At 59.5% G+C, this 21,092-nt stretch carries 12 protein-coding genes; 11 read left to right on the forward strand and 1 reads right to left on the reverse strand.

Annotated features, from left to right (window positions below; translation table 11 throughout):
- The 10 genes from ACLV8F_RS19465 to ACLV8F_RS19510 all read left to right on the forward strand — a co-directional run.
- Nucleotides 1–2,268 (forward strand): RHS repeat-associated core domain-containing protein (locus ACLV8F_RS19465; RefSeq protein WP_411885853.1); only part of this gene is annotated, 2,268 nt, incomplete at its 5' end.
- Nucleotides 2,269–2,475, forward strand: coding sequence for a DUF2283 domain-containing protein (locus tag ACLV8F_RS19470; protein WP_411885854.1), 207 nt, complete (start codon nt 2,269–2,271; stop codon nt 2,473–2,475).
- Nucleotides 2,476–2,587: 112 nt separating this feature from the next.
- Nucleotides 2,588–5,152: an Ig-like domain repeat protein gene (locus tag ACLV8F_RS19475; RefSeq protein ID WP_411885855.1), complete on the forward strand. Its 2,565-nt coding sequence runs from the start codon at nt 2,588–2,590 to the stop codon at nt 5,150–5,152.
- A gap of 3 nt (nt 5,153–5,155) precedes the next feature.
- Nucleotides 5,156–5,428 carry a hypothetical protein gene (locus tag ACLV8F_RS19480; RefSeq protein WP_411885856.1) on the forward strand — a complete coding sequence of 91 codons (273 nt, stop codon included), beginning with the start codon at nt 5,156–5,158 and terminating at the stop codon, nt 5,426–5,428.
- Between the two features lie 57 nt (nt 5,429–5,485).
- The gene (locus ACLV8F_RS19485) at nt 5,486–5,827 is read left to right on the forward strand and encodes a hypothetical protein (protein WP_411885857.1); all 342 of its coding nucleotides are present in this window, start codon (nt 5,486–5,488) and stop codon (nt 5,825–5,827) included.
- Nucleotides 5,828–6,709: 882 nt separating this feature from the next.
- Entirely contained in the window at nt 6,710–7,270 is a 561-nt protein-coding gene (locus tag ACLV8F_RS19490; RefSeq protein ID WP_411885858.1) for a hypothetical protein, read from the forward strand.
- The gene (locus tag ACLV8F_RS19495; RefSeq protein WP_411885859.1) at nt 7,267–10,329 is read left to right on the forward strand and encodes a LamG-like jellyroll fold domain-containing protein; all 3,063 of its coding nucleotides are present in this window, start codon (nt 7,267–7,269) and stop codon (nt 10,327–10,329) included. Before ACLV8F_RS19490 ends, ACLV8F_RS19495 begins: the two co-directional genes overlap by 4 nt.
- On the forward strand, nt 10,326–13,319 hold the full coding sequence (locus tag ACLV8F_RS19500; protein ID WP_411885860.1) for a LamG-like jellyroll fold domain-containing protein: 2,994 nt from the start codon (nt 10,326–10,328) through the stop codon (nt 13,317–13,319). Before ACLV8F_RS19495 ends, ACLV8F_RS19500 begins: the two co-directional genes overlap by 4 nt.
- A gap of 398 nt (nt 13,320–13,717) precedes the next feature.
- Complete coding sequence (locus ACLV8F_RS19505) at nt 13,718–16,216, forward strand: LamG-like jellyroll fold domain-containing protein (RefSeq protein WP_411885861.1); 2,499 nt, start codon at nt 13,718–13,720, stop codon at nt 16,214–16,216.
- 41 nt (nt 16,217–16,257) lie between these two features.
- Nucleotides 16,258–18,843 carry an Ig-like domain repeat protein gene (locus tag ACLV8F_RS19510; protein ID WP_411885862.1) on the forward strand — a complete coding sequence of 862 codons (2,586 nt, stop codon included), beginning with the start codon at nt 16,258–16,260 and terminating at the stop codon, nt 18,841–18,843.
- 551 nt (nt 18,844–19,394) lie between these two features.
- On the opposite strand, the gene ACLV8F_RS19515 is transcribed toward ACLV8F_RS19510, so the two are convergent.
- On the reverse strand, nt 19,395–19,880 hold the full coding sequence (locus tag ACLV8F_RS19515) for a type II secretion system protein (protein WP_411885863.1): 486 nt from the start codon (nt 19,878–19,880) through the stop codon (nt 19,395–19,397).
- A 453-nt stretch (nt 19,881–20,333) separates the two neighbouring features.
- On the opposite strand from ACLV8F_RS19515, the gene ACLV8F_RS19520 reads away from it, so the two are divergent.
- Nucleotides 20,334–21,074 carry a hypothetical protein gene (locus ACLV8F_RS19520; protein WP_411885864.1) on the forward strand — a complete coding sequence of 247 codons (741 nt, stop codon included), beginning with the start codon at nt 20,334–20,336 and terminating at the stop codon, nt 21,072–21,074.
- Nucleotides 21,075–21,092: the final 18 nt, after the last annotated feature.

The raw sequence follows: 21,092 nt of genomic DNA on the forward strand, positions 1-21,092 counted from the left end.
GGCCCCATGACCTGGCAGTACGGCTACGACGCCATGGGCAGGCCCACCACGGTGCTGGACCCCAATGGCCTGGCCAGCTACACCTACTACGACAGCCTGGGCCGCCCGGTGCAGACCCAGCAGCCGGCCAACACCGGCAGCGCCACGCCGACGACCACCAGCTTTGCCTACAACGCCGCCGACGGCCTGACCCAGGTCACCGACCCGCGCAGCCTGAACACGACCTACAGCCCGAACGGCCTGGGTGATGTGACGGCGCAGACCAGCCCGGATACGGGAGCCAGCCAGTACACCTATGACGGCAAAGGCAACGTCCTCACCAAAACCGATGCACGCGGCAAGCAGACCCAGTACACCTATGACAACCTGGATCGCCTCAAAACCGTCAGCTATGCCACCGGCACGGGGAGCGTCTTTGAATACGACGGCGGAGCCACGCCGACCCCGGCCGTCATTGGCGAACTCACCAAGATCACCGACGCCTCCGGTCAGGTGACCTACAGCTACGACAGCATGGGCCGCAAGACCGGTAAGACCCAGACCACGGGCGCCAGGACTTTCACGGTTGGCTACACCTGGGGCGACACGGGAAGTGCGCTGGACAAGCTGACCGCGATCACCTACCCGAGTGGCACGCGGGTTAACTACAGCTATGACGCCTACGGCGTAGTCTCCGGCATCACGGTCAATCCGCCGAATGCCAACGGTGTGGGCACCAATACCGGCAGTACCTTGCCGATGCTGAGTGCGATCACCACCAATGCCGAAAGCAAGCTCACGGGTTGGACCTGGGCCAGCACCAAGACACAGGCGATTGCCTATGACGCCAACGGCCAGATCAGCGCCTACAACCTGGGCGATTCGACAACAACCGGGATTCGCCGCACCATCGTTCGCGATAGTGCCGGGCGCATCACGGGCTACACCCACACCAGCAACGGAAGCTCGGTTCCCACCCTGGACCAGAGCTTTGCTTATGACAACCTGAACCGCCTGATCAGCGCGACCCTGGGTTCAACGGCCATCCAGTACAGCTATGACGCCACGGGCAACCGAACAGCTAAGGTGGTGAGCGGAACGAGTTATCCCAACACCATCTCAACGACCAGCAACAAGCTGACCCAGACCCAGGATGTTGGGGGCACGGCCACCGTGGTGCATGATGCGGCGGGCAACGTCACGAGCGATGGAACCAACAGCTATACCTACAGCGACCGGGGCCGTTTGGCGACCATGACAAATGCGGGTGGCACCGTGAGTTACAGCTACAACGCGCTGGAGTTGCGGGTCGGCAAGATTGGGCCGATGGCGCTAGTGCCTACCGGCGCTATCTATTATGTCCATGACGAGTCGGGAAAATTGCTCGGTGAGTACGATGCCACCGGTAACCCGCTCTATGAAACCATTTATATGGGCATGCCTGTAGGCGTTGTCAAGCAGACGGGGACGGCGGGCGCAAGCAACATCGCGATCTACCTGCACAACGTCTCGACAGACCAGCTTGGGGCACCGCGCATCGTCACGCGGCAATCGGATGAAGCCGTCGTTTGGCGCTGGGATTCGGCCGAGGCATTTGGGGCTACGGCGCCAGATCAGAATCCAGGCGGCCTAGGGTCCTTCAGCTTTAACCAGCGCCTGCCAGGCCAAGTGTTTGACGCCGAGAGCGGTTTGTTTCAGAACTGGTATCGAGAGTACAACCCTCGCATCGGGCGGTATATGCAGTCTGATCCGATTGGACTCGTTGGTGGGATCAACACTTTTGCATATGTGGCGGGGAGCCCTTTAAGTAAATTCGATCTGAAGGGACTGGATTGGCAGGACTCTATTCGTAACTGGTGGAACGCGTCGCTCGCGGGTTTCCAATCGCAAAGTCCAACTGAGTTTGGGATGAAAATGCTCCAAGGCTTACCGCAAGAGGCGGCGCTGCTCGGTGCAATCGGTACGATCAAAAAATTAGGGAGCGCTGAACAATGTATCGTTCAAGAGTTGCCGGCAGTTGCAAAAGCAGTCAATTCGAACCTCGGCCATGCTACGAGTCGAGCTGTTGAGAGAGGAGTGCTTACGGCAGAAGAGGCTGCAAATGGGCTTCGCGCTTTAAGTACGGAAATTGGGAAAACTGGATGGCCGAAGGGTTCGATCCCGGATACCGCCAATATTGATCGGGTACTCGTACCGATAGGCGAGGCCGGAATGGCCGTCTATCAAGTTGGTAAAAATGGAACTGCTAAGCTGAAGACTGTTCTTAAATCATTGTTAGTGGAGCCATAAATGCCAAATAAGAATATAACGCTTGATGTAAGTAGCGATGATGAAGACGTTGCCTACCTAAGCCTCCCGAATCATCCCGGGCGAGGAAGCGCTGGCGTTGTAGCCAAACAAGTCAGGCTCTTAGATTTGCTGCAATATGTTGGGCCCGACATCTATCTCGATCTAGACGAAGACGGCCGTCTTATTGGTTTTGAAATACTTGCTTAGTCGTCGCTAAGGGCCGCGCAGCTCCAGAAGGCCCCCTGATTTGATCATAGTTACTTCTGCGTTGGTCAGGCTTTTGCATTTTTCTATCCCGTGGCTATGGCTAAGCCGCCTGGTGCTGCTCATCCTCATGGCCCCGGCCATGGTTTTTGCCGCCACCCCGACGAGCACGTCACTCAGCAGCAGCGCCGGCACGGCCGCGCTGGGGCAAAGCATCACGCTGACGGCCACCGTCACAGGCGCCAGCCCGACAGGCACTGTCACCTTCAAGGACGGCGGCGCCACCATAGGCAGCGGCGCCGTGACCGCCGGTGCTGCCAGCCTGAGCACAAGCGCCCTGGGCCTGGGAAGCCACACCTTGACGGCTGACTACGCCGGCGACAGCAACAACGACCCATCAAGCTCCTCGGGCATCAGCGTCGTCATCAACGCCGCCACAGCCGGCCCCATGACCTGGCAGTACGGCTACGACGCCATGGGCAGGCCCACCACCGTGCTGGACCCCAATGGCCTGGCCAGCTACACCTACTACGACAGCCTGGGCCGCCCGGTGCAGACCCAGCAACCGGCCAATACCGGCAGCGCTACGCCCACGACCACCAGCTTTGCGTACAACGCCGCCGACGGCCTGACCCAGGTCACCGACCCGCGCAACCTGAACACGACCTACAGCCCGAACGGCCTGGGTGATGTCACGGCACAGACCAGCCCGGATACGGGAGCGAGCCAGTACACCTATGACGGCAAAGGCAATGTGCTCACCAAAACCGATGCACGCGGCAAGCAGACCCAGTACACCTATGACAACCTGGATCGCCTCAAAACCGTCAGCTACCCCACGGGCACGGGGAGCGTCTTTGAATACGACGGCGGCGCCACGCCAACCCCGGCCGTCATAGGTGAACTCACCAAGATCACCGACGCCTCCGGCCAGGTGACTTACAGCTACGACAGCATGGGCCGCAAGACCGGAAAAACCCAGACCACGGACGCCAGGACTTTCTCGGTGGGCTACACCTGGGGCGACACGGGAAGCGCATTGGACAAGCTCACGGCCATTACCTATCCAAGTGGAACGAGGGTCAACTACAGCTACGACGCGTACGGTGTGGTTTCCGGCATCACGGTTAATCCGCCCAATTCCAATGGGGTGGGAACCAATACCGGCAGCACCCTGCCGATGCTGAGCGCCATTACGAGCAATGCCGAAAGCAAACTCACCGGCTGGACCTGGGCCAGCACCAAGACGCAGGCGATTGCCTATGACGCCAACGGCCAGATCAGTGCCTACAACCTCGGCGACCCGACAACCACCGGTATCCGTCGCACCATTCTTCGCGACAGCGCAGGTCGTATCACGGGCTACACGCATGTGAGCAATGGCGTTGCTGTTCCCGCCCTGGATCAAAGCTTTGGGTATGACAACCTGAATCGCCTCATCAGCGCCACCTTGGGTGGCACCGCCATCCAGTACAGCTACGACGCAACTGGCAACCGCACGGCCAAGGTGATTAGCGGTACCAGTTATCCCAACACCATCTCGGCCACCAGCAACAAGCTGACCCAGGCTCAAGATGTGGGCGGCACGGCGACCGTAGTGCATGACGCGGCCGGCAATATTACGAGCGATGGAACGAACACCTATACGTACAGCGACCGGGGGCGGATGGCGACGATGACGAATGCAGGTGGCACGGTCACTTACAGCTACAACGCGCTGGAACTCAGGGTTGGCAAGACCGGGCCGACGACGATGGTACCAACCGGGGCGACGTACTATGTCTATGGCGAAGAAGGACAGCTGCTTGGCGAGTACGGCGCCAACGGAACACCTCTGCATGAAACCATCTATCTGGGCTTGCCTGTCGGGGTGATCAAGCAGACGGGGACAACTGCAGGAAGTGACATTGCGATCAGTTTGTACAACGTTTCGACCGATCAGCTAGGCGCGCCGAGAATCATCACGCGGCAATCGGATGAGGCAGTGGCTTGGCGGTGGGATACGGCAGAGGCATTTGGTGCGACGGCGCCGGATCAGAACCCCAGCGGGCTGGGCGCCTTTAGCTTTACCCAGCGATTGCCTGGCCAAGTGTTTGATGCCGAGAGTGGTTTGTTTCAGAATTGGAACCGAGAGTACAACCCTCGCATCGGACGCTATATGCAATCCGACCCGATTGGCTTAGCGGGGGGCATCAATACCTTTGCCTATGTCGCGGGCAACCCTTTGAGCAAAACGGATCCTCGCGGCCTGTGGACTTTCCAACTTGGGTTTTCCGTTAGTGGCTCTGCGATTCCGGCGCCGTTTGGCTTGGGGGCATACGGTCAAGCGGGCGTAGGTTTTGCGATCGATGGAAACGGCAATGTGGCCGGCTATTGGACTTTGGGTGGCGGCGGTGCGCTGGGTACCCCAGGCATCGTTGCTGGCATTCAAGGTACCTGGTCGAATGGAGATACAGTATGCGACTTGAGGGGAGATGCAACTAACGTGGGTCTGAATGCTGCCGGAGGCTGGGGTGGTACGGTGGATACCTTCGGGGGAAGCGGCTCACGTGGCCAGCCAGTAGGAGGCCTTGGCGTGACAATCGGCGGAGGCGCTGGTGTAGCTGGATATGGGGGCGTCTCACGCACAGGTGTAACGTTGTTTGGTAAGTCGCAAGACTGCACATGCAGGGCGAGGTAGGAAATGAAAAAATTCTTAAGCGTGCTGATTAGATTTTTGCTGAGCTATTCAGGTCCCGCACTCGTCGTTTTTCACGTTTTCTTGTTCAAGCATCTCTTTTCTCTGGGGATGCAGGCGCCGGATGTGATTCACACCGTCATCCTGAACAATCACGGCGTTAACAGGTACATCACCGAGCAGCAGGATCGAGCTCTTGATCTTTCGCTAATAGCTGCTGTGATCATGATGATTGCCTTCTTTGTCATGATCATTCTGAAGATTCGGAAGAGACGCTGATTCGCCTCGAAATGGCTCGGCTCGGGCGGGATCAACACCTTTGCTTATGTGGAGGTGTTGAATTTCACTGAAGCTGGACCCTATCCCTCCGTGGTGCACGATGCGGCCGGCAATACTACGAGCGATGGCACCAACAGCTACCGGATCCGTTCCCGGGTGAACGAGGCCACTGTGCAGCGTCTGGTGATCCGTAAATGGCACGAGGAGCTGTCCTATGTCGCCCAGGAGCCGAACACCCCCGACGGCTTCTGGCGGCATAACCAGCTTGATACGGTCTGGAGCGACCGGCCGGCAACAGCCGATACGGTGTTCGGATTTCATCTTCGTCCGGTCGACGTACCATTCCGCCCGGTACGCCCGCTCTCCGAGATGTTTACACCCGGTTCCAGGCGGCCTTAGCCTCTTCAACAAGGCACGTGAGCCAATCTGCGGGGGCGACATGTTTAGGTAGGACAAGTCGCTCCAGTCCCCCCTTCGTGGAAGAGAACATCCCGCACGGCGACGACAGCGTGGGAAACCGCACGGCCAAGGTGAGCAGCGGCACGAACGACGTTTGCAATGAGCGCGAGCCACGGGAGCGATATGCGCTTCAGGGCCGCCACGAAAAGCTACTGCCACATGCCGTTCAACGGCTGGGCGGCATTGATTGAGCACCTTGTCGGTGTTTCAATTTTCACCCTAAACGCCCATGCCGCGCCACGCGGGCGATCAGTAAAAAGTAATCGGAGTCGAAAATTCCTGCTTCAAATGCGAAGAAGATTATTTTTTTGGCGGCAATTTTGTTTGCGGTAATACCTGCCCCATTTTTTCTTAACTCCGTGCAGATCAATACTGAGAAGGTACTCAATTCAAATCGAATTTGAATTGAAATTTACCTCACTCTCTTTGAGCCGGCCGCATTCTGCCAGAAGCGTGTGAGATTGATAAGGCGAAAAAAAACACGCTGAAAAATTCTGTCGCCTGATTCGCACACTTGATATCTCCCTCATGTAAATGGAGGGTGACACGCGTGATGCCCGTCCCTAGACTCCGTGCACATTTGCGTGGCTGGCGCGCGATAAGAAAAAATCAGTGAGGGAGCCCGTGGGACTATTCCAATGGATTGCATCGTGCACGGTGCGGAAAAATCGTTTTTGGCCATCCATAGTGGTAAACAGTTTTTATACGCAGAGCTTGCGCGGCTATGCGGCCCGCCTTGTTCGCGCATGTCCAATCCATCGGCTGGTTTGCTGCATTCTTTTCTGCCTCAGCGGCGCATCTGTTCACGCCACACCTGGCTGGATGTATGGATACGGTGTGGGCCGCTACACGGCCAGCTTCACGCCACCCATGCTGGCCTTCCCGCATAACGGTCCGTCCACCGTTGTCGTCGACCCCAACGCGGTAGGCCACACGGCAGGTGACTTGCAGTCCATCACCAACGCGGCGGGCCACGTCACGCAGTTCTCGCAATACGACAGGGCAGGGCGTCTGAAGCAGATGGTCGACCCCAAAGGCGTGGTGACCGACACGGTGTATACCCCCCGTAGCTGGACCAGCAGCGTGACGGTGACGCCACCCGGCGGGACAGCACGAACCACCACCTACACCTACGACAACGCAGGCCAGCTCACCGGTGCAGCATTGCCCGACGGAACAACCCTGGGCTACAGCTACGACACCGCCCACCGCCTGACCGGTGTGACCGACGCCAAAGGCAACGCCGTCACCTACACCCTGGACGCGATGGGCAACAAGACCGGCGAGCAGGTCAAGAACCCTTCGGGCAATCTGCAGAGAACCATCACCCGCGTCTATGACGCGCTGAACCGGGTCCAACAAGTGACGGGAGCGAGCAATTGAAAAATACGACAGACAGTCTCAGGTCAGGTCTTGCATCCCTGGCTCTGCGAGCAGGGACGGTAGTTCTTCTCATGTGCGGCAGTGTTTATGCGACAACATTCGGCACATGGCCAACGACCGAGGATGCCCGAACCGCGGCTGCCGTTGAGGGAGACAGACTGAAAGCCGCTCACAACAGTCTGCGCGCCACCTGTCTGGCCAACGGCTTTGGTGATGCATGCGGTTCGATCAATCCGCGCTATAGCCTCGTTGATGAAGTCGCCAACAAACGCATCAGGCAGCTTTTTTGTATCGATGAATCGGCAAACGGCCCGGTGACGTGCAGCACGGACCATTTTTTGTACTGCGCGCGCTCAGGGTACGCGGTGATCGGCGGCTCGTGCGTACCTGGCGTGTACTTGGACGACACGAAAAAACCTCAAAAACAGCCGCTATGCATTGCCAATCCCATCTATCCGCTGACGGGGGCCAAGAAGGAGTTTTTAGGCACAGGTCTATCGATAGGCGGCTTGCAGCTTTCGCTCACCTATGACACCACAGCGAAGTTACCCGCCAACCAGGCCGACATCCTGACGCTGGTGGAGCGAAATTCATTTGGCGCGCTCTGGAAATCGAACTATCACCACCAGCTGGAGGTGTCTGCCACGCTCAAAAGCGCGCTCCTGTCGCGAGGCGACGGCTTTGTACTGAACTTCAGCGGGAATGGCAGCGGAATTTTCACCGCAACGGCCGACCACGCGCACAAGCTGGTGAGTATTACAGGGGGCTATCTTTTTACGGACTCCATCTCTGGAACGCTTGAAACCTTCGATGCCGCAGGCAAGCTTCTCGGCATCGCTTCGGCCAACGGATCCTCGCTGTCCTTTACATACGACGGTGAAAACCTCGTCGAGGCCCGGTCCGGCGAGGGGCGCAGTATCAGATTCGCCTACGATGCCAACGGCCTTGTCATCCGCGTTACCGGCCCGGACGGGGGCGCCATTGCCGCGGCCTACGACGCCGGCAAAAACCTTGTGTCCCTCACCTGGCCCGACGGCAAGGCCCAGGGCTTCCTATACGAGAATGCCGGCCTCCCCTGGGCGCTGACCGGCAAGCGGGACGAAAACAACTCCCGTTATGCCACCTTCGCCTACGACAGCCAGGGACGGGCCACCAGCTCCGAACATGCGGGCGCCGTCGAGAAATTCACCGTGGCCTATGCCGCCCCCTCGGCGCGCGTTGTCACCGACAACTTCGACGCCGGCGCCAACATCCTCTACAGGTCCATAGGCTGGAGCGCACCCACAGGCACCAGCTACATCCAGCCCAACGGCCAGGCCATTGCCGCTGACGCGCAAATTGTCGGGGGCATGCCGGCGCTTACGGCGCAGAGCCAGCCGGCCGGCTCGGGTTGCGCGGCCGCGGTCAGTGCTGTGAGCTATGACAGCAGCGGCAACGTGCTGTCCAGGGACGACTTCCAGGCAAACCGCACCTGCTACGCGTACGACGGTAGCAACCGTGAGACTGTACGGGTTGAAGGCTTGGCCAACACGGCTTCCTGCGCCAGCGTGATACCTGCGAACTCAACGTTGCCCGCTGGGGCCCGAAAAATCACCACCAGCTGGCATCCGGATTGGGGTATGGCCACGCAAGTCTTGCAACCGCTGCGCATGACGACCAACGTGCATCACGGGCAGCCCGACCCTTTCAACGGCAATGCCATCGCCAGTTGCACCCCGGCCGCGGCCAGGGCCGATGGCAAGGCGCTGCCCCTCATCTGCAAACAGGTTGAGCAAGCCCTGCTGGGTGACGACAGTGTGGACCCTGCGGTTGCCGCAAGCATCAACCGGTTCACCTATGACAACGCAGGGCGCGTGCTGAGCGCCGTGGACCCCAGCGGCCGTACAACTGCCTACGCGTACTTCACGGATACCGCATTCAGCGGCAACTACGACGCCTACATCGAGAACGTCTCGCTGCTGCTGCATGGGAATGTCAACAACGGCGTGGCTTCCATGGTTGATGCCAGCGTGAATCACCGGGTCGTGGCCGCGAATGGAAATGCCCAGCTCACCACCAGCCAAAGCAGGTTCGGCAACGCCTCGATCCTGTTTGACGGTTCCGGCGACTACGCAAGCCTTGCCCACGATTCGGCGCTGGAACCCAATTCAAATTACACCTTGGAGGGGTGGATACGGCCATCGACCGTCTCCGGTGTGCGAGCGATAGCGTGCAAGCGGCCCGCCGTCGGATTTAACGGATTCCAGTTCCTTCTCAATGGCAACAAGCTGGAGCTGTACGTGTCGGGTAGCGGGAGTGTCCTTCAAATCTCGGGGCCGACCGCCGTCGTGCCGAATACTTATCAACATGTGGCTTTTGTTCGCGCCGGGAACGTTTTTTATCTGTTTCTGGATGGCCATCTGGAAGGTTCGGTGTCTCTCAACGGTAGTTATGTGGAGTCTTCAGACGCCTTGTTATTTGGGCGTTGCCAGCCGAATTTCAGCTGGGACTTCAATGGCACCCTTGACGAAATTCGCGTGACGAAGGGTGTTGCGCGTTACACGGCTAACTTCACGCCTCCCAGCCAGGAATTCGCGAGCCCAGGCCTGCCGGATTCTTCGATGGGCCACACAACGGGCGACCTTCAAAGCATCACCAACGCAGCGGGCCATGTCACGCAATTCACGCTGTATGACAGGGCGGGGCGGATACGCCAGTCTGTCGACCCCAAAGGCGTGGTGACCGACACCGCCTACACCCCCAGGGGCTGGGCCGGCAGCGTGACTGTCACTCCACCCGGCGGTACCGCGCGAACCACAACCTACAGCTACGACAACGTGGGCCAGCTCACAGGGGTGGTAATGCCCGACGCCACCACCATGAGCTATAGCTACGACGCAGCCCACCGCCTGACCGGCGTGACGGATGCCAAAGGCAACTCCATCACCTACACGCTGGATGCGACGGGCAACAAGACCGGCGAGCAGGTCAAGGACCCTTCGGGCAACCTGCAAAGAAACATCACGCGCGTGTATGACGCCCTGAATCGGGTCCAGCAAATCACGGGAGCCTCCAATTGAAATTTCTAACGCAATTGTTCGCCAGGGTCTTTACCGGCTTCACGACGAGGCTGGTTGCCGGGCCATGGCTGCGACAGGCACAGCGGCTGGTGATTTCCGGAATGCTGATTTGTTCAGCAAACGCGCTCGCAGATGAGCCCTTTCAAGAATATATGGGCGCTTGGAGGAGTGCAGGGCACTGGACTACCGACATCAATGCTGCGGGCGCGGAAGCGGTCGCAATCCGTAATGCGGAATGTCTGTCCGAGGGGCCCTGTGATCCCCGCGACGTCTGTACTTTTACGGTTGTTGATGGCGCCCTTGCGAGAGGAAACTGTGTGTTGTCAGGTGCCGGCGTTGGTGTTGCAAATATTTTTCGGAGAACAAGTTGTCCTGATGGCAGTTCTCGCATAGGCGCGATCTGTGCGCCCGGCGACCCAAAAAATGCGGGTGCGCCGCGCTGTGATGTCTCGACCGGGAATCCCATCAATGCCGGAACGGGCAACAAATACCAGGAAGAGGCTGATCTTGTAGACATCCCGGGTTTCCCTCAAGGGGTATCCCACTTCGTCAACAGCCAGGTCGCCAACACTTTTGGGTGGTCGTTCAACTGGGAGGTCTACCGCGTCTCTTCAGAAGGTGTACCCCCGACGGTGGTTACGCTGCGGCGTCCCGGCAACAAGCAGTATCGGTACACGCTTCAAGGCGGCATGTGGACATCCGATACAGACGTGACAGGCATGCTGGAGCGTTTGGTCAATGCGTCAAACAACACGACGGGATGGCGGTACACCACGGCCGACGGGGATGTCGAAATCTACAAGCTGGGTGTCATTGAGAGCATCACCAACCGGCAGGGCCTGAAGTGGACATATGCATGGTCGGGGTCCAATTTCACCGTGACGAATTCCTTTGGCCGAACTTTGATTTTTGGAACGGACGCGCAAAACAATCGAACGATGAATGTTTTTGGCGGCGGAGTTTTCACCTACAGGAATGACGCCAACAACAACCTGGCCAGCATCACCTACCCGGACGGCAAGGTCCGGACTTACCTGTACGAAGACAGCCGGTTTCCGAACGCCTTGACCGGGATCATCGACGAAAACGGCGTGCGGTATGCCACCTGGGCTTATGACGCCCAGGGCCGGGCAATCAGTTCCGAACATGCGGGGGGCGTTGACAAGGTCACGCTCGCCTATGGCGCCAACACCACCGTCATCACCGATGCCCGGGGCAGCGTCCGGACCAACAATTTAAGCACCGTCCTCGGTGTCGTCAGAAGTACCGGCAGCAGTCAGCCCGGTGGCTCGGGCTGTGGCCCGGCCTCAAGTGCAATCAGCTACGACGCCAACGGCAACGTGGCCAGCCGGTCTGATTTCAGCGGCGGAACCACCACCTACAGCTACGACACCGTCCGCAATCTTGAAATTCAACGCGTGGAGGCCGGCAGCCAGCCCGAGGCCCGCACCTTCAGCACCCAGTGGCACAGTATCTGGCCCCTGCCGGCCAAAGTGGCCGGGCCGAACCGGCTCACACGCTTTGTTTATAACGGAGACATCGACAACGGCCAGGTGCTTGCTTGCGCACCGGCGGGAGCCGTCATTCCGGCGGCCGGCGGCAACCAGCCGATCGGGGTGTTGTGCAAACAAACCGAACAAGCCACCACCGATGCCAGCGGCAGCCAGGGCTTCACGGCGCCGCTCGATACCGGCGTCGCCTCGCGTTCCTTGAGCTGGACTTACAACGCAGCGGGCCAGGTCCTCACCAGCACGGATTCAACGGGCGGCATAACGGGCTATTCCTATTACGACGACACCAGCCTCCCGGGGAATGTCCCTGCGGATCCGAACATGGCCTCGGTCAGCTTGCTGTTGCATGGCGACGGCAGCCATGGTTCGACTGCCGTTGTCGACAGCAGTCTGAATCCCAAGATCTTCACTGTGGCGGGCGGCGCGAGCCTAAGCACCACGCAGAGCAAATTCGGCGGCTCTTCGCTGTACTTTGACGGCGTTGATGCATCCAATACAGCGATTGCGGTGGCCGACAGCCCGGACTTCCATTTCCCGGGCGCGTACACCATTGAGTTCTGGGTCAGGCCTTCAAGCTTCAAACCCATCAACACCTGGTTGTATTTGCAGAGCGACCAGGTCGGAAAGCCCGCGCCAATACGGCTGGAGATTGCTCCATCGACCGGCCTCATCAACGTTCTTGGTTCGTCGGACAACACCAACTGGTTATTTGCAAGCGGCCTCTCCAGCACCAGTGCATTGCAACTTGGGACCTGGAGCCACATTGCGCTGGCCGATGACGGCATAACAGCCAGGCTGTTTGTCAATGGCGTGCTGCAAGCCAGCCGTGCGACCTGGTCCAAGACAGATTCGCCCGATCCGCTTCGCATTGGCGGCGCCTACACGGGAGGAGACCGCGAATTCGACGGCTATATGGATGACGTCCGCATCACCAAAGGCGTGGCCCGCTACACCGCGGCTTTCACGCCACCCGTTCAGGCCTTTCCCAATAGCGCCATCGCCGCCGTGAATCCGAATGCCGTGGGTCACAGCGTCGGCGACCTCAAAAGCATCACCAACGCGGCAGGCCACGTCACCCGGTTCACCCTGTACGACGCGGCAGGGCGCGTGCGCCAGGTGATCGACCCCAAAGGCGTGGTCACCGGCACCGCGTACACGCCGCGCGGCTGGACCAGCAGCGTGACGGTCACGCCACCCGGCGGCACGGCCCGGACTACGACCTACACCTACGACAACGCAGGCCAGCTCACAGGTGCCGCGCTGCCCGACGGCACCACCATGAGCTACAGCTACGACGCAGCCCACCGCCTGACCGGCGTGACCGACGCCAAAGGCAACTCCGTCACCTACACGCTGGACAACGCCGGCAACAAAACCGGCGAGCAGGTCAAGGACCCTTCGGGCAACCTGCAAAGAAACATCACGCGCGTTTACGACGCCTTGAACCGGGTCCAGCAAGTCACGGGAGCAAGCAATTGATGCATCGAAAAAACGCGCGACGCCATGACAGCCAGGGACGTTCAGTGGCTAATTTTCGCGTAACGGCACTGGTTCTGGGGATGCTCTGCGCATCCTCATATGCGGTGGCTGCCCTATGCAGCAACCTGGAAGCCGCATTGATGGCGATCGGCAAGGCGACGCGCGATGCGGAGCATGTCAATGTTCTTTATTGCCACACCATTGATCCCAGTGGTTCCGTATGCGGTTCGGAAATTGAATATGGCCTCGAGAGCCGGGAGTTCAACGGAGAGCCGCAGCGGCGCATACGGTACCGGCATGTGGGCCCGCTGACGACGGGCAGCGTTGTCAACATCTGGTACACGGGATGGGAAAACTGTTCCTCGCGTCCGCGTCCCGAGGCAGAGGTTGCACCGGGTATGTGTACGTTTGATGGGGCTGCGGTGGGTAACCCCATCATCCCCGCGACGGGCGAGAAAATCCTGGACCAAACGGACCACGAAGGTTTTGGTGCCGATGCGTTGAGCCTGGTCAGGCATTACAGAAGCAAGCGGGTTACCGGTGTTGCGGCTGGGCCTGCCAGTGCTGGCCTCGGGCAGGCCTGGTCTCACAACCACGCTGTTTTTCTTGAGAAACTGGGTGCGGCGAATACGGCGGGCAGCATGGCCAACGTTCGTTTCGGCGATGGCAGCGAGCGAAGCTTCGAATGGCAAACAGGAACCGGCAGCTGGCTGGCCACCAACAGCGCCGATACCTTGACGGTCAGCGGCACGGGCCTGCAGTACAAAAGGCTGGATGACGACAGCCTCTGGCAGTTTGATGCCGCCGGCAAGCTGCTGACGGTGACCCGGCGCAACGGCTGGGTCACCACCTATACCTACAGTACTACCGGCACCCCCGCCAGTGTTGCGCCGGTAGCCGGCCTGCTCATCACGGTGAGCAACCATTTCGGGCGCACCCTGAACTTTGCCTACAACGCCTCCCGCCAGCTGGCCAGCGCCACCGCCGCGGACGGCCGTGTCACCCGCTACGGCTACGACGGGACGGCCGCCACCGGCCGCTTGACGGCGGTGAGCTACCCCGGCGCCAGCGGCGGCACGGTCAGCAAGACCTATCTGTACGAGATGGCCGGGCTTCCCGCATTGCTGACAGGCGTCACCGATGAGAAAGGCGTGAGGCTGGCCACCTATGCCTATGACACCCAGGGCCGTGGCATCAGCACCCAGCATGCCGGTGGCGCCGACCTGCACACGGTCAGCTACGGCACGGGCGGCTCGGTCACCGTGACCGATCCCCTGGGCACCCAGCGCAACTACAACTACGGCATCACCCAAGGCAAGCTGGCGGTCACCGGCGCCGACAAGCCCGGCGGAACGGGCAACAGCTCCGCCCTCAGCCGGGTGCAGGATGCCAACGGTTTCATCACCCAGGAAAGCGACTTCCTGGGCGTGAACACCATGTACACCTGGGACATCAACCGGCGCCTGCCCCTGAGCACCACCAAGGCCGCGAGCCTGCCCGAAGCGCAGACGCGTACCACGCAGTGGCACGCCGGCTACCGGCTGCCCGTGCTTGTCACCGAGGCGGGGAAAACAACAGCCTATGCTTATGACACCGCGGGAAACCGGCTCAGCCAGACGGTAACCGACACCGCCAGCGGCGTCAGCCGCAGCGCCGGCTGGACCTACAACCCACAAGGCCTGGTCGCCACGGAAACCGATTCCAACAGCGTGGTGGCGCGCAGCTATGCGTATTACGCAAGTAGCAGTTTTGCGCCCATTCAGTTGCCGGTCTCCCCGGACCCGTACATCCAGTCCGTGAGCCTGCTGCTGCACGGCGACGGCGCCCAGGGCTCCAGGGCCATTGTGGACAACAGCCTGCGGGCGGCCACCGGCATGCTCACAAGAAATGCGCGGATCAGCACCACGCAGAGCAGGTTCGGAGGCTCGTCCTTCTACATTCCCGGCTCGACCGACTACGGCGACTACGGGAACCTTGCCGGCGACTTCACACTTCCCGGAGATTTCACCGTGGAGTTCTGGATGAAGCCCGCCAACACCACGGGCGTCACGACGGCAATCCGCCTGGGCGGCAGCGGTGCGACCTCCAATGATTTTTACTTCTGGAACAACAACCTGATCCTGGAAGGCAGCAACAACGGCGCCTATTGCCCGGCCAGCGGCCTTGCCGGTTTGGCCGGTACCTGGATCCATGTGGCCCACGTCCGGATCGGCAACACCGTCACGGTTTATATCAACGGCCAGGCTGTTGCAAGTTGCCCCTGGACCACCACGGTCGGCAATGCCAACGGCATGGCTTTCGGCTACACCAACTCGCCCCATGCGGTTTACTACGACGACATCCGTGTGACCAACGGGAATGGGCGCTATACCGCCAACTTCACGCCGCCGACGGCGGCCTTCCCGCATATCGCCCCCATCGTGGCCGACCTCAATGAGACCGGCCACATGGCGGGCGACCTGCAGTCCATCGCCAACGCGGCAGGCCACGTCACACAGTTCACCCAATACGACAGGGCAGGGCGCGTGCGCCAGATGGTGGATCCCAAGGGCGTGGTCACAGACACCGTGTACACGCCGAGGGGCTGGATAGGCAGCGTGACGGTGACACCGCCAGGCGGCACGGCCCGAACCACCGCCTACACCTATGACAACGCAGGCCAGCTCATCACCGCGGCTTTGCCCGATGGCACCACCCTGGGCTACAGCTACGACGCCGCCCACCGCCTGACCGGCGTGACCGACGCCAAAGGCAACTCCGTCACCTACACGCTGGACAACGCCGGCAACAAGACGGGTGAGCAGGTCAAGGACCCCTCGGGCAACCTGCAAAGAAACATCACCCGCGTCTACGACGCGCTGAACCGGGTCCAGCAAGTCACGGGAGCGAGCAATTGAAAACCACAAACGCCACCATCAATCAACCAGGAGGAGTCAGCATGAGCAGCTTTAATCCCACCAGAGCTTTCACCGCGTGGCTAAGCCGCCTGGTGCTGCTCATCCTCATGGCCCCGGCCATGGTGTTTGCCGCCACCCCGACGAGCACGGCGTTTTCCAGCAGCGCCGGCTCGGCCTCATTGGGGCAAAGCATCACGCTGACGGCCACCGTAACGGGCGCCAGCCCGACGGGCACCGTTACCTTCAAGGACGGCGGCGCTGCTATCGGCAGCAGCGCAGTGACGGCCGGCGTGGCAACACTTGCAACGTCCAGCCTTGCCCTGGGCAGCCACACCCTGAGCGCCGACTACACCGGCGACAGCAACAACGACCCGTCAAGCTCCACAGGCATTAGCGTCGTCATCAACGCCGCCACGGCCGGCCCCATGACCTGGCAATACGGCTATGACGCCATGGGCAGGCCCACAACGGTGCTGGATCCCAACGGCCTGGCCAGCTACACCTACTACGACAGCCTGGGCCGCCCGGTGCAGACCCAGCAGCCGGCCAACACCGGCAGCGCCACGCCCACGACCACCAGCTTTGCGTACAACGCCGCCGACGGCCTGACCCAGGTCACCGATCCGCGCAGCCTGAACACCACCTACAGCCCGAATGGTTTGGGTGACGTCACGGCGCAGACCAGCCCGGATACCGGCGCCAGCCAGTACACCTATGACGGCAAAGGCAACGTGCTCACCAAAACGGATGCTCGCGGCAAGCAGACCCAGTACACCTATGACAACCTGGATCGCCTCAAAACCGTCAGCTACCCGACGGGCACGGGGAGTGTCTTTGAATACGACGGCGGAGCAACCCCGACCCCGGCTACTGTGGGCGAGCTCACCAAGATCACCGATGCCAGCGGGCAAGTGGTTTACAGCTACGACAGCATGGGCCGCAAGACCGGGAAGACCCAGACCACTGGCGCCAGGACTTTCACGGTTGGCTACACCTGGGGTGATACGGGAAGCGCGCTCGACAAACTCACCGCGATCACCTATCCGAGCGGAACAAGGGTCAACTACAGCTATGACGCGCAGGGCGTAGTCTCCGGAATCACGGTCAATCCGCCCAATGCCAATGGCGTGGGAACGAATACCGGATCGACATTGCCGCTGCTATCGGGCATCACGACCAATGCCGAAAGCAAACTCACCGGCTGGACCTGGGCCAGTACCAAGACACAGGCGATTGCCTATGACGCCAACGGCCAGATCAGCGCGTACAACCTCGGCGACCCGACAACCACCGGCATCCGCCGCACTATCCTTCGCGACAGCGCGGGGCGCATCACCGGCTACACGCATGTCAGCAATGGAGCGCCTGTTCCCGCGCTGGACCAAAGCTTTGGCTATGACAACCTGAACCGCCTCATCAGCGCTGCTTTGGGCAGCACCGCCATACAGTACAGCTATGACGCCACGGGCAACCGCACGGCGAAGGTCATTAGCGGAACGAGCTATCCAAACACCATCTCGGCTACCAGCAACAAGCTCACCCAGACTCAGGATGTGGGCGGCACTGCGACTGTGGTGCATGACGCAGCCGGCAATATCACGAGTGACGGCACCAACAGCTATACCTATAGCGATCGAGGCCGGCTGGCGACCATGACGAATGCTGGCGGTACGGTTACCTACAGCTACAACGCATTGGAACTTCGGGTTGGCAAGAGTGGGCCTACGGCGTTGATACCGACTGGTTCGAGCTACTTCGTCTATGACGAGTCGGGCAAGCTGCTCGGAGAGTACGACGCTAGCGGCACCCCCCGCTATGAAACTATTTACCTGGGCAGCCCGTTGGGGGTGATCAAGCAGTCGGGGACGGCAGGGGCAAGCAATATCGCGATCAGCCTGTACAACATCTCCACGGATCAGCTCGGTGCGCCGCGCATCATCACGCGGCAATCGGACGAGGTTATCGTCTGGCGCTGGGATTCCGCTGAGGCATTTGGAACCATGGCACCGGAGCAAAATCCAACTAGCCTCGGAGCCTTCAGTTTTAATCAGCGGCTACCAGGTCAGGTTTTCGATGCCGAGAGTGGCTTGTTCCAGAACTGGAATCGGGAGTACAACCCGCGCATCGGGCGGTACATGCAGTCAGATCCAATTGGATTGGCTGGAGGGATAAATACCTTTTCCTATGTGGAGGGAAATCCGTTGGAAAGTTCCGATCCGACGGGGCTGTGGTCTCTGGAAGGAGGTGTTTATGTGGGTATTGGAGCTGCTGTGACTGTGGGTCGTGACCCAAATACAGGGGGCACATTCATGTCATTTAAATTTGGGAAAGGATTTGGATGGGGTCTTAGTTATGATCAACTCGGTGGAAGGGCTGGGGGCTCCGAGGAACAATGGTGCAAAGCCGGAGTCGGTGTGGGTTTGTATGCTGAGGCAGGCGGTCATGCCGGTCCGATTACCGGGAAGGTAGAGGCCAATCTAGGACGCAACTTTTTCTTTGGTGGTGGAAGTGATATGTATGGTGGTGTGCAGCCTAAGGCGACAGCGGATAGCAATATCCGTGGCATTAAAGCTACCGCGGCAGCGGGAATTGAAATTACCCTCTTCGGTCCGAGACCTTCAAAATGAAAATATCCCGAATATCAGTCATCTCAGGCATTAAATGGGCTGCACTCGTCGCATTAGCACTAGTGTTCCTACCTCCGCTTTTGGTTGGCTTTTTGCCAGTTTGGGCGGAGGCAAAAAATTTGGCCGAAAGAGATAAAAGATTGCAGGAGGTTTGTGGGCCGCCTGCGACTGTGAGCCTAAGTCGCTGGTTTTATACCTATAGATTTTCAGGGGAGTCTGGAAGCGCAGCCTTCAATGGGGAGATCGAAGGAGAGAAATGTCAGAGGCAAATTCGCATCGCGCTTAAAAAAATCGATTCAACGTGGCAGGTCTCTGACATTAAGATCGTGCCGTAACGCGATTGGACTGACCTGCGCTCAAAAATACTCCCTTTTAGTTGTACTAGGTGCTGAGGCGGTTTGAGCCCGCTTCGAAAATTCTCTCCGACTTTATTGTTGTCTCACAGGTAACAGCGGTAAGAGCAAAATAGGGTTTCTATTGGAGCATCTCCAGAGCGCCAAGAGCGCCAGGATCGACAGCATTGCTAAGGCGCCAGCCGAAGGCTTGATCCCTCAATTCAACGAAGCCACAAACACCCACTCCGCATAAGTCTCCTTGTCCTGGAAATCCCGGTACTGAACCGGGAACTCCCTTTTCTTGAAGGCGCTGAGCGTGGAGCGGCTGTGCACACCCATGATGCCGCCGGCGCCCTGAACCGGCACCCAGTCGGCTTCGCCCGTCATGGGGTCGGGGTACACGCGGCGCAGGTGGCGCACGGGCATCGGAAAGCGGGTGTCTTCGAGCAGGTCGTTGAGTGAGCGCGGCAGGGTCTGGCTTTTCCCGGCGGGCACGCTGCTGTAATAAGACTTGATGGCGCGGCGGAACTGGTCGCCGACGAAGAGGAGTTCGGCCTCCTTGGCGCGCTGGGTGTGGGTGCGCTGCAGTTCCACCATGGCCGATGCGCTCAGGGTGGTGAGCAGCATGAATATCAGCACCGCGAGCAGCACCAGGCCCGACAGGTGGACCAGGTGCTTGCGTGGGTGTCCCGATCTTTTCATCACAAGGCTTGTCGTCACCACGCGCTATAGGCCGAGCCGTCGAGCACGCGCGGCTGACTTCGAGGACACATCAAACACATCCGACCCCGGCTGAGGCGCGCGAGGGCGGATAACCTGAGCGCCCACGCTTTGCCGATGACGCACCGCGCTTCGCATTCTGTGCGCCAAAACGACAACGCCTCCTCCATTTGTGCAGCGCTGGATATTTCAGATACGCGCACGCGGGTTAACTCCTTCGGGCCACATGCATAGCCCTTGCACATCAGCATTGGTTCCAAATGAGAATGTTTGGGTTACTGATGCTGTTCAAAGTCATCGAATCTTTGCCTGGATTGAATACGCATTGCGATTGATCGGGCAATGAACTCTTGCATAACAAGATTGACAGGGTTCACATCTCCCGCTGACACTGGATTTAAATAGACAAACAATTTCGGGGAGGGAGTTACGGTGATGACGTTCCGCGGCTATACGTCCGTCATATTTACTCTGATGGTTTCACCCGGCTTTTCGGCTTGGGTTTCTCACACAGCCTTGTTCTCCAGATTGTTTTCTGCCAGATCGATGCTCGTGCTGTTGGTCGTTTTTATCCCGGCACTGTTCAACCTGTCTGCCGCACAGGAACGCTCTATCAAAATTTCTTCCAGCCGCTCCCCGCCAGGGTGTCCGGTTGGGGATTGTGGTCTGCGTTCGTCAGCCGCGTACACAGAGCTGGTGATTGGTGTTTTCCAGCATGTGTATACCGACGACGAAATGCGCAAGCTCTACCGCTGGGGAAAGACCTCCAATGTCTGGCGCGATTTTGATGACGATATGGCTGACTTTCTTGCGCGCAACCGGGTCCTGCGAATCAATGTCGGAAAGTCTCGAACGCCCTCTATTTTTATCGTCAGCAGGGCCGAGTACGACGGTGCTCCGCCTCTTCCTGGTGATCTGGTGCGCTACGTCCCGCTGAGGCCGCATCACGATGCCGAGGGTCGAAAAGCCCCTTCGCGCTTTAGCGTGTTGTCCGGGTGTATTGCAATCCTGTGCCGGACAACCGATGGCCCTTGCTTCAAGAACTATGAGGAAGGTTTTTTTGACAAGAGCACCGGCGTTGAAATCAATTGGCGCACGGGGAAAACGTTGCCTTCCGGAAAATTAGTGGACCCGATCACTGCCTTGCCTCTCAAGGCTGTGAAGAGTGCTCTTTAAATTCTAAATAGGGATGGG

The sequence above is a fragment of the Polaromonas sp. YR568 genome, from assembly GCF_943369675.1.
Taxonomy (GTDB): Bacteria; Pseudomonadota; Gammaproteobacteria; order Burkholderiales; family Burkholderiaceae_C; genus Polaromonas.

Excerpts from the sequence above, each read along its gene's own strand:
- ACLV8F_RS19470 (WP_411885854.1), top strand. The coding sequence starts at position 2,269 with ATGCCAAATAAGAATATAACGCTTGATGTAAGTAGCGATGATGAAGAC.
- ACLV8F_RS19480 (WP_411885856.1), top strand. The coding sequence starts at position 5,156 with ATGAAAAAATTCTTAAGCGTGCTGATTAGATTTTTGCTGAGCTATTCA.
- ACLV8F_RS19490 (WP_411885858.1), top strand. The coding sequence starts at position 6,710 with ATGTATGGATACGGTGTGGGCCGCTACACGGCCAGCTTCACGCCACCC.
- ACLV8F_RS19505 (WP_411885861.1), top strand. The coding sequence starts at position 13,718 with ATGTGTACGTTTGATGGGGCTGCGGTGGGTAACCCCATCATCCCCGCG.
- ACLV8F_RS19510 (WP_411885862.1), top strand. The coding sequence starts at position 16,258 with ATGAGCAGCTTTAATCCCACCAGAGCTTTCACCGCGTGGCTAAGCCGC.
- ACLV8F_RS19515 (WP_411885863.1), bottom strand. The coding sequence starts at position 19,880 with ATGAAAAGATCGGGACACCCACGCAAGCACCTGGTCCACCTGTCGGGC.
- ACLV8F_RS19520 (WP_411885864.1), top strand. The coding sequence starts at position 20,334 with ATGACGTTCCGCGGCTATACGTCCGTCATATTTACTCTGATGGTTTCA.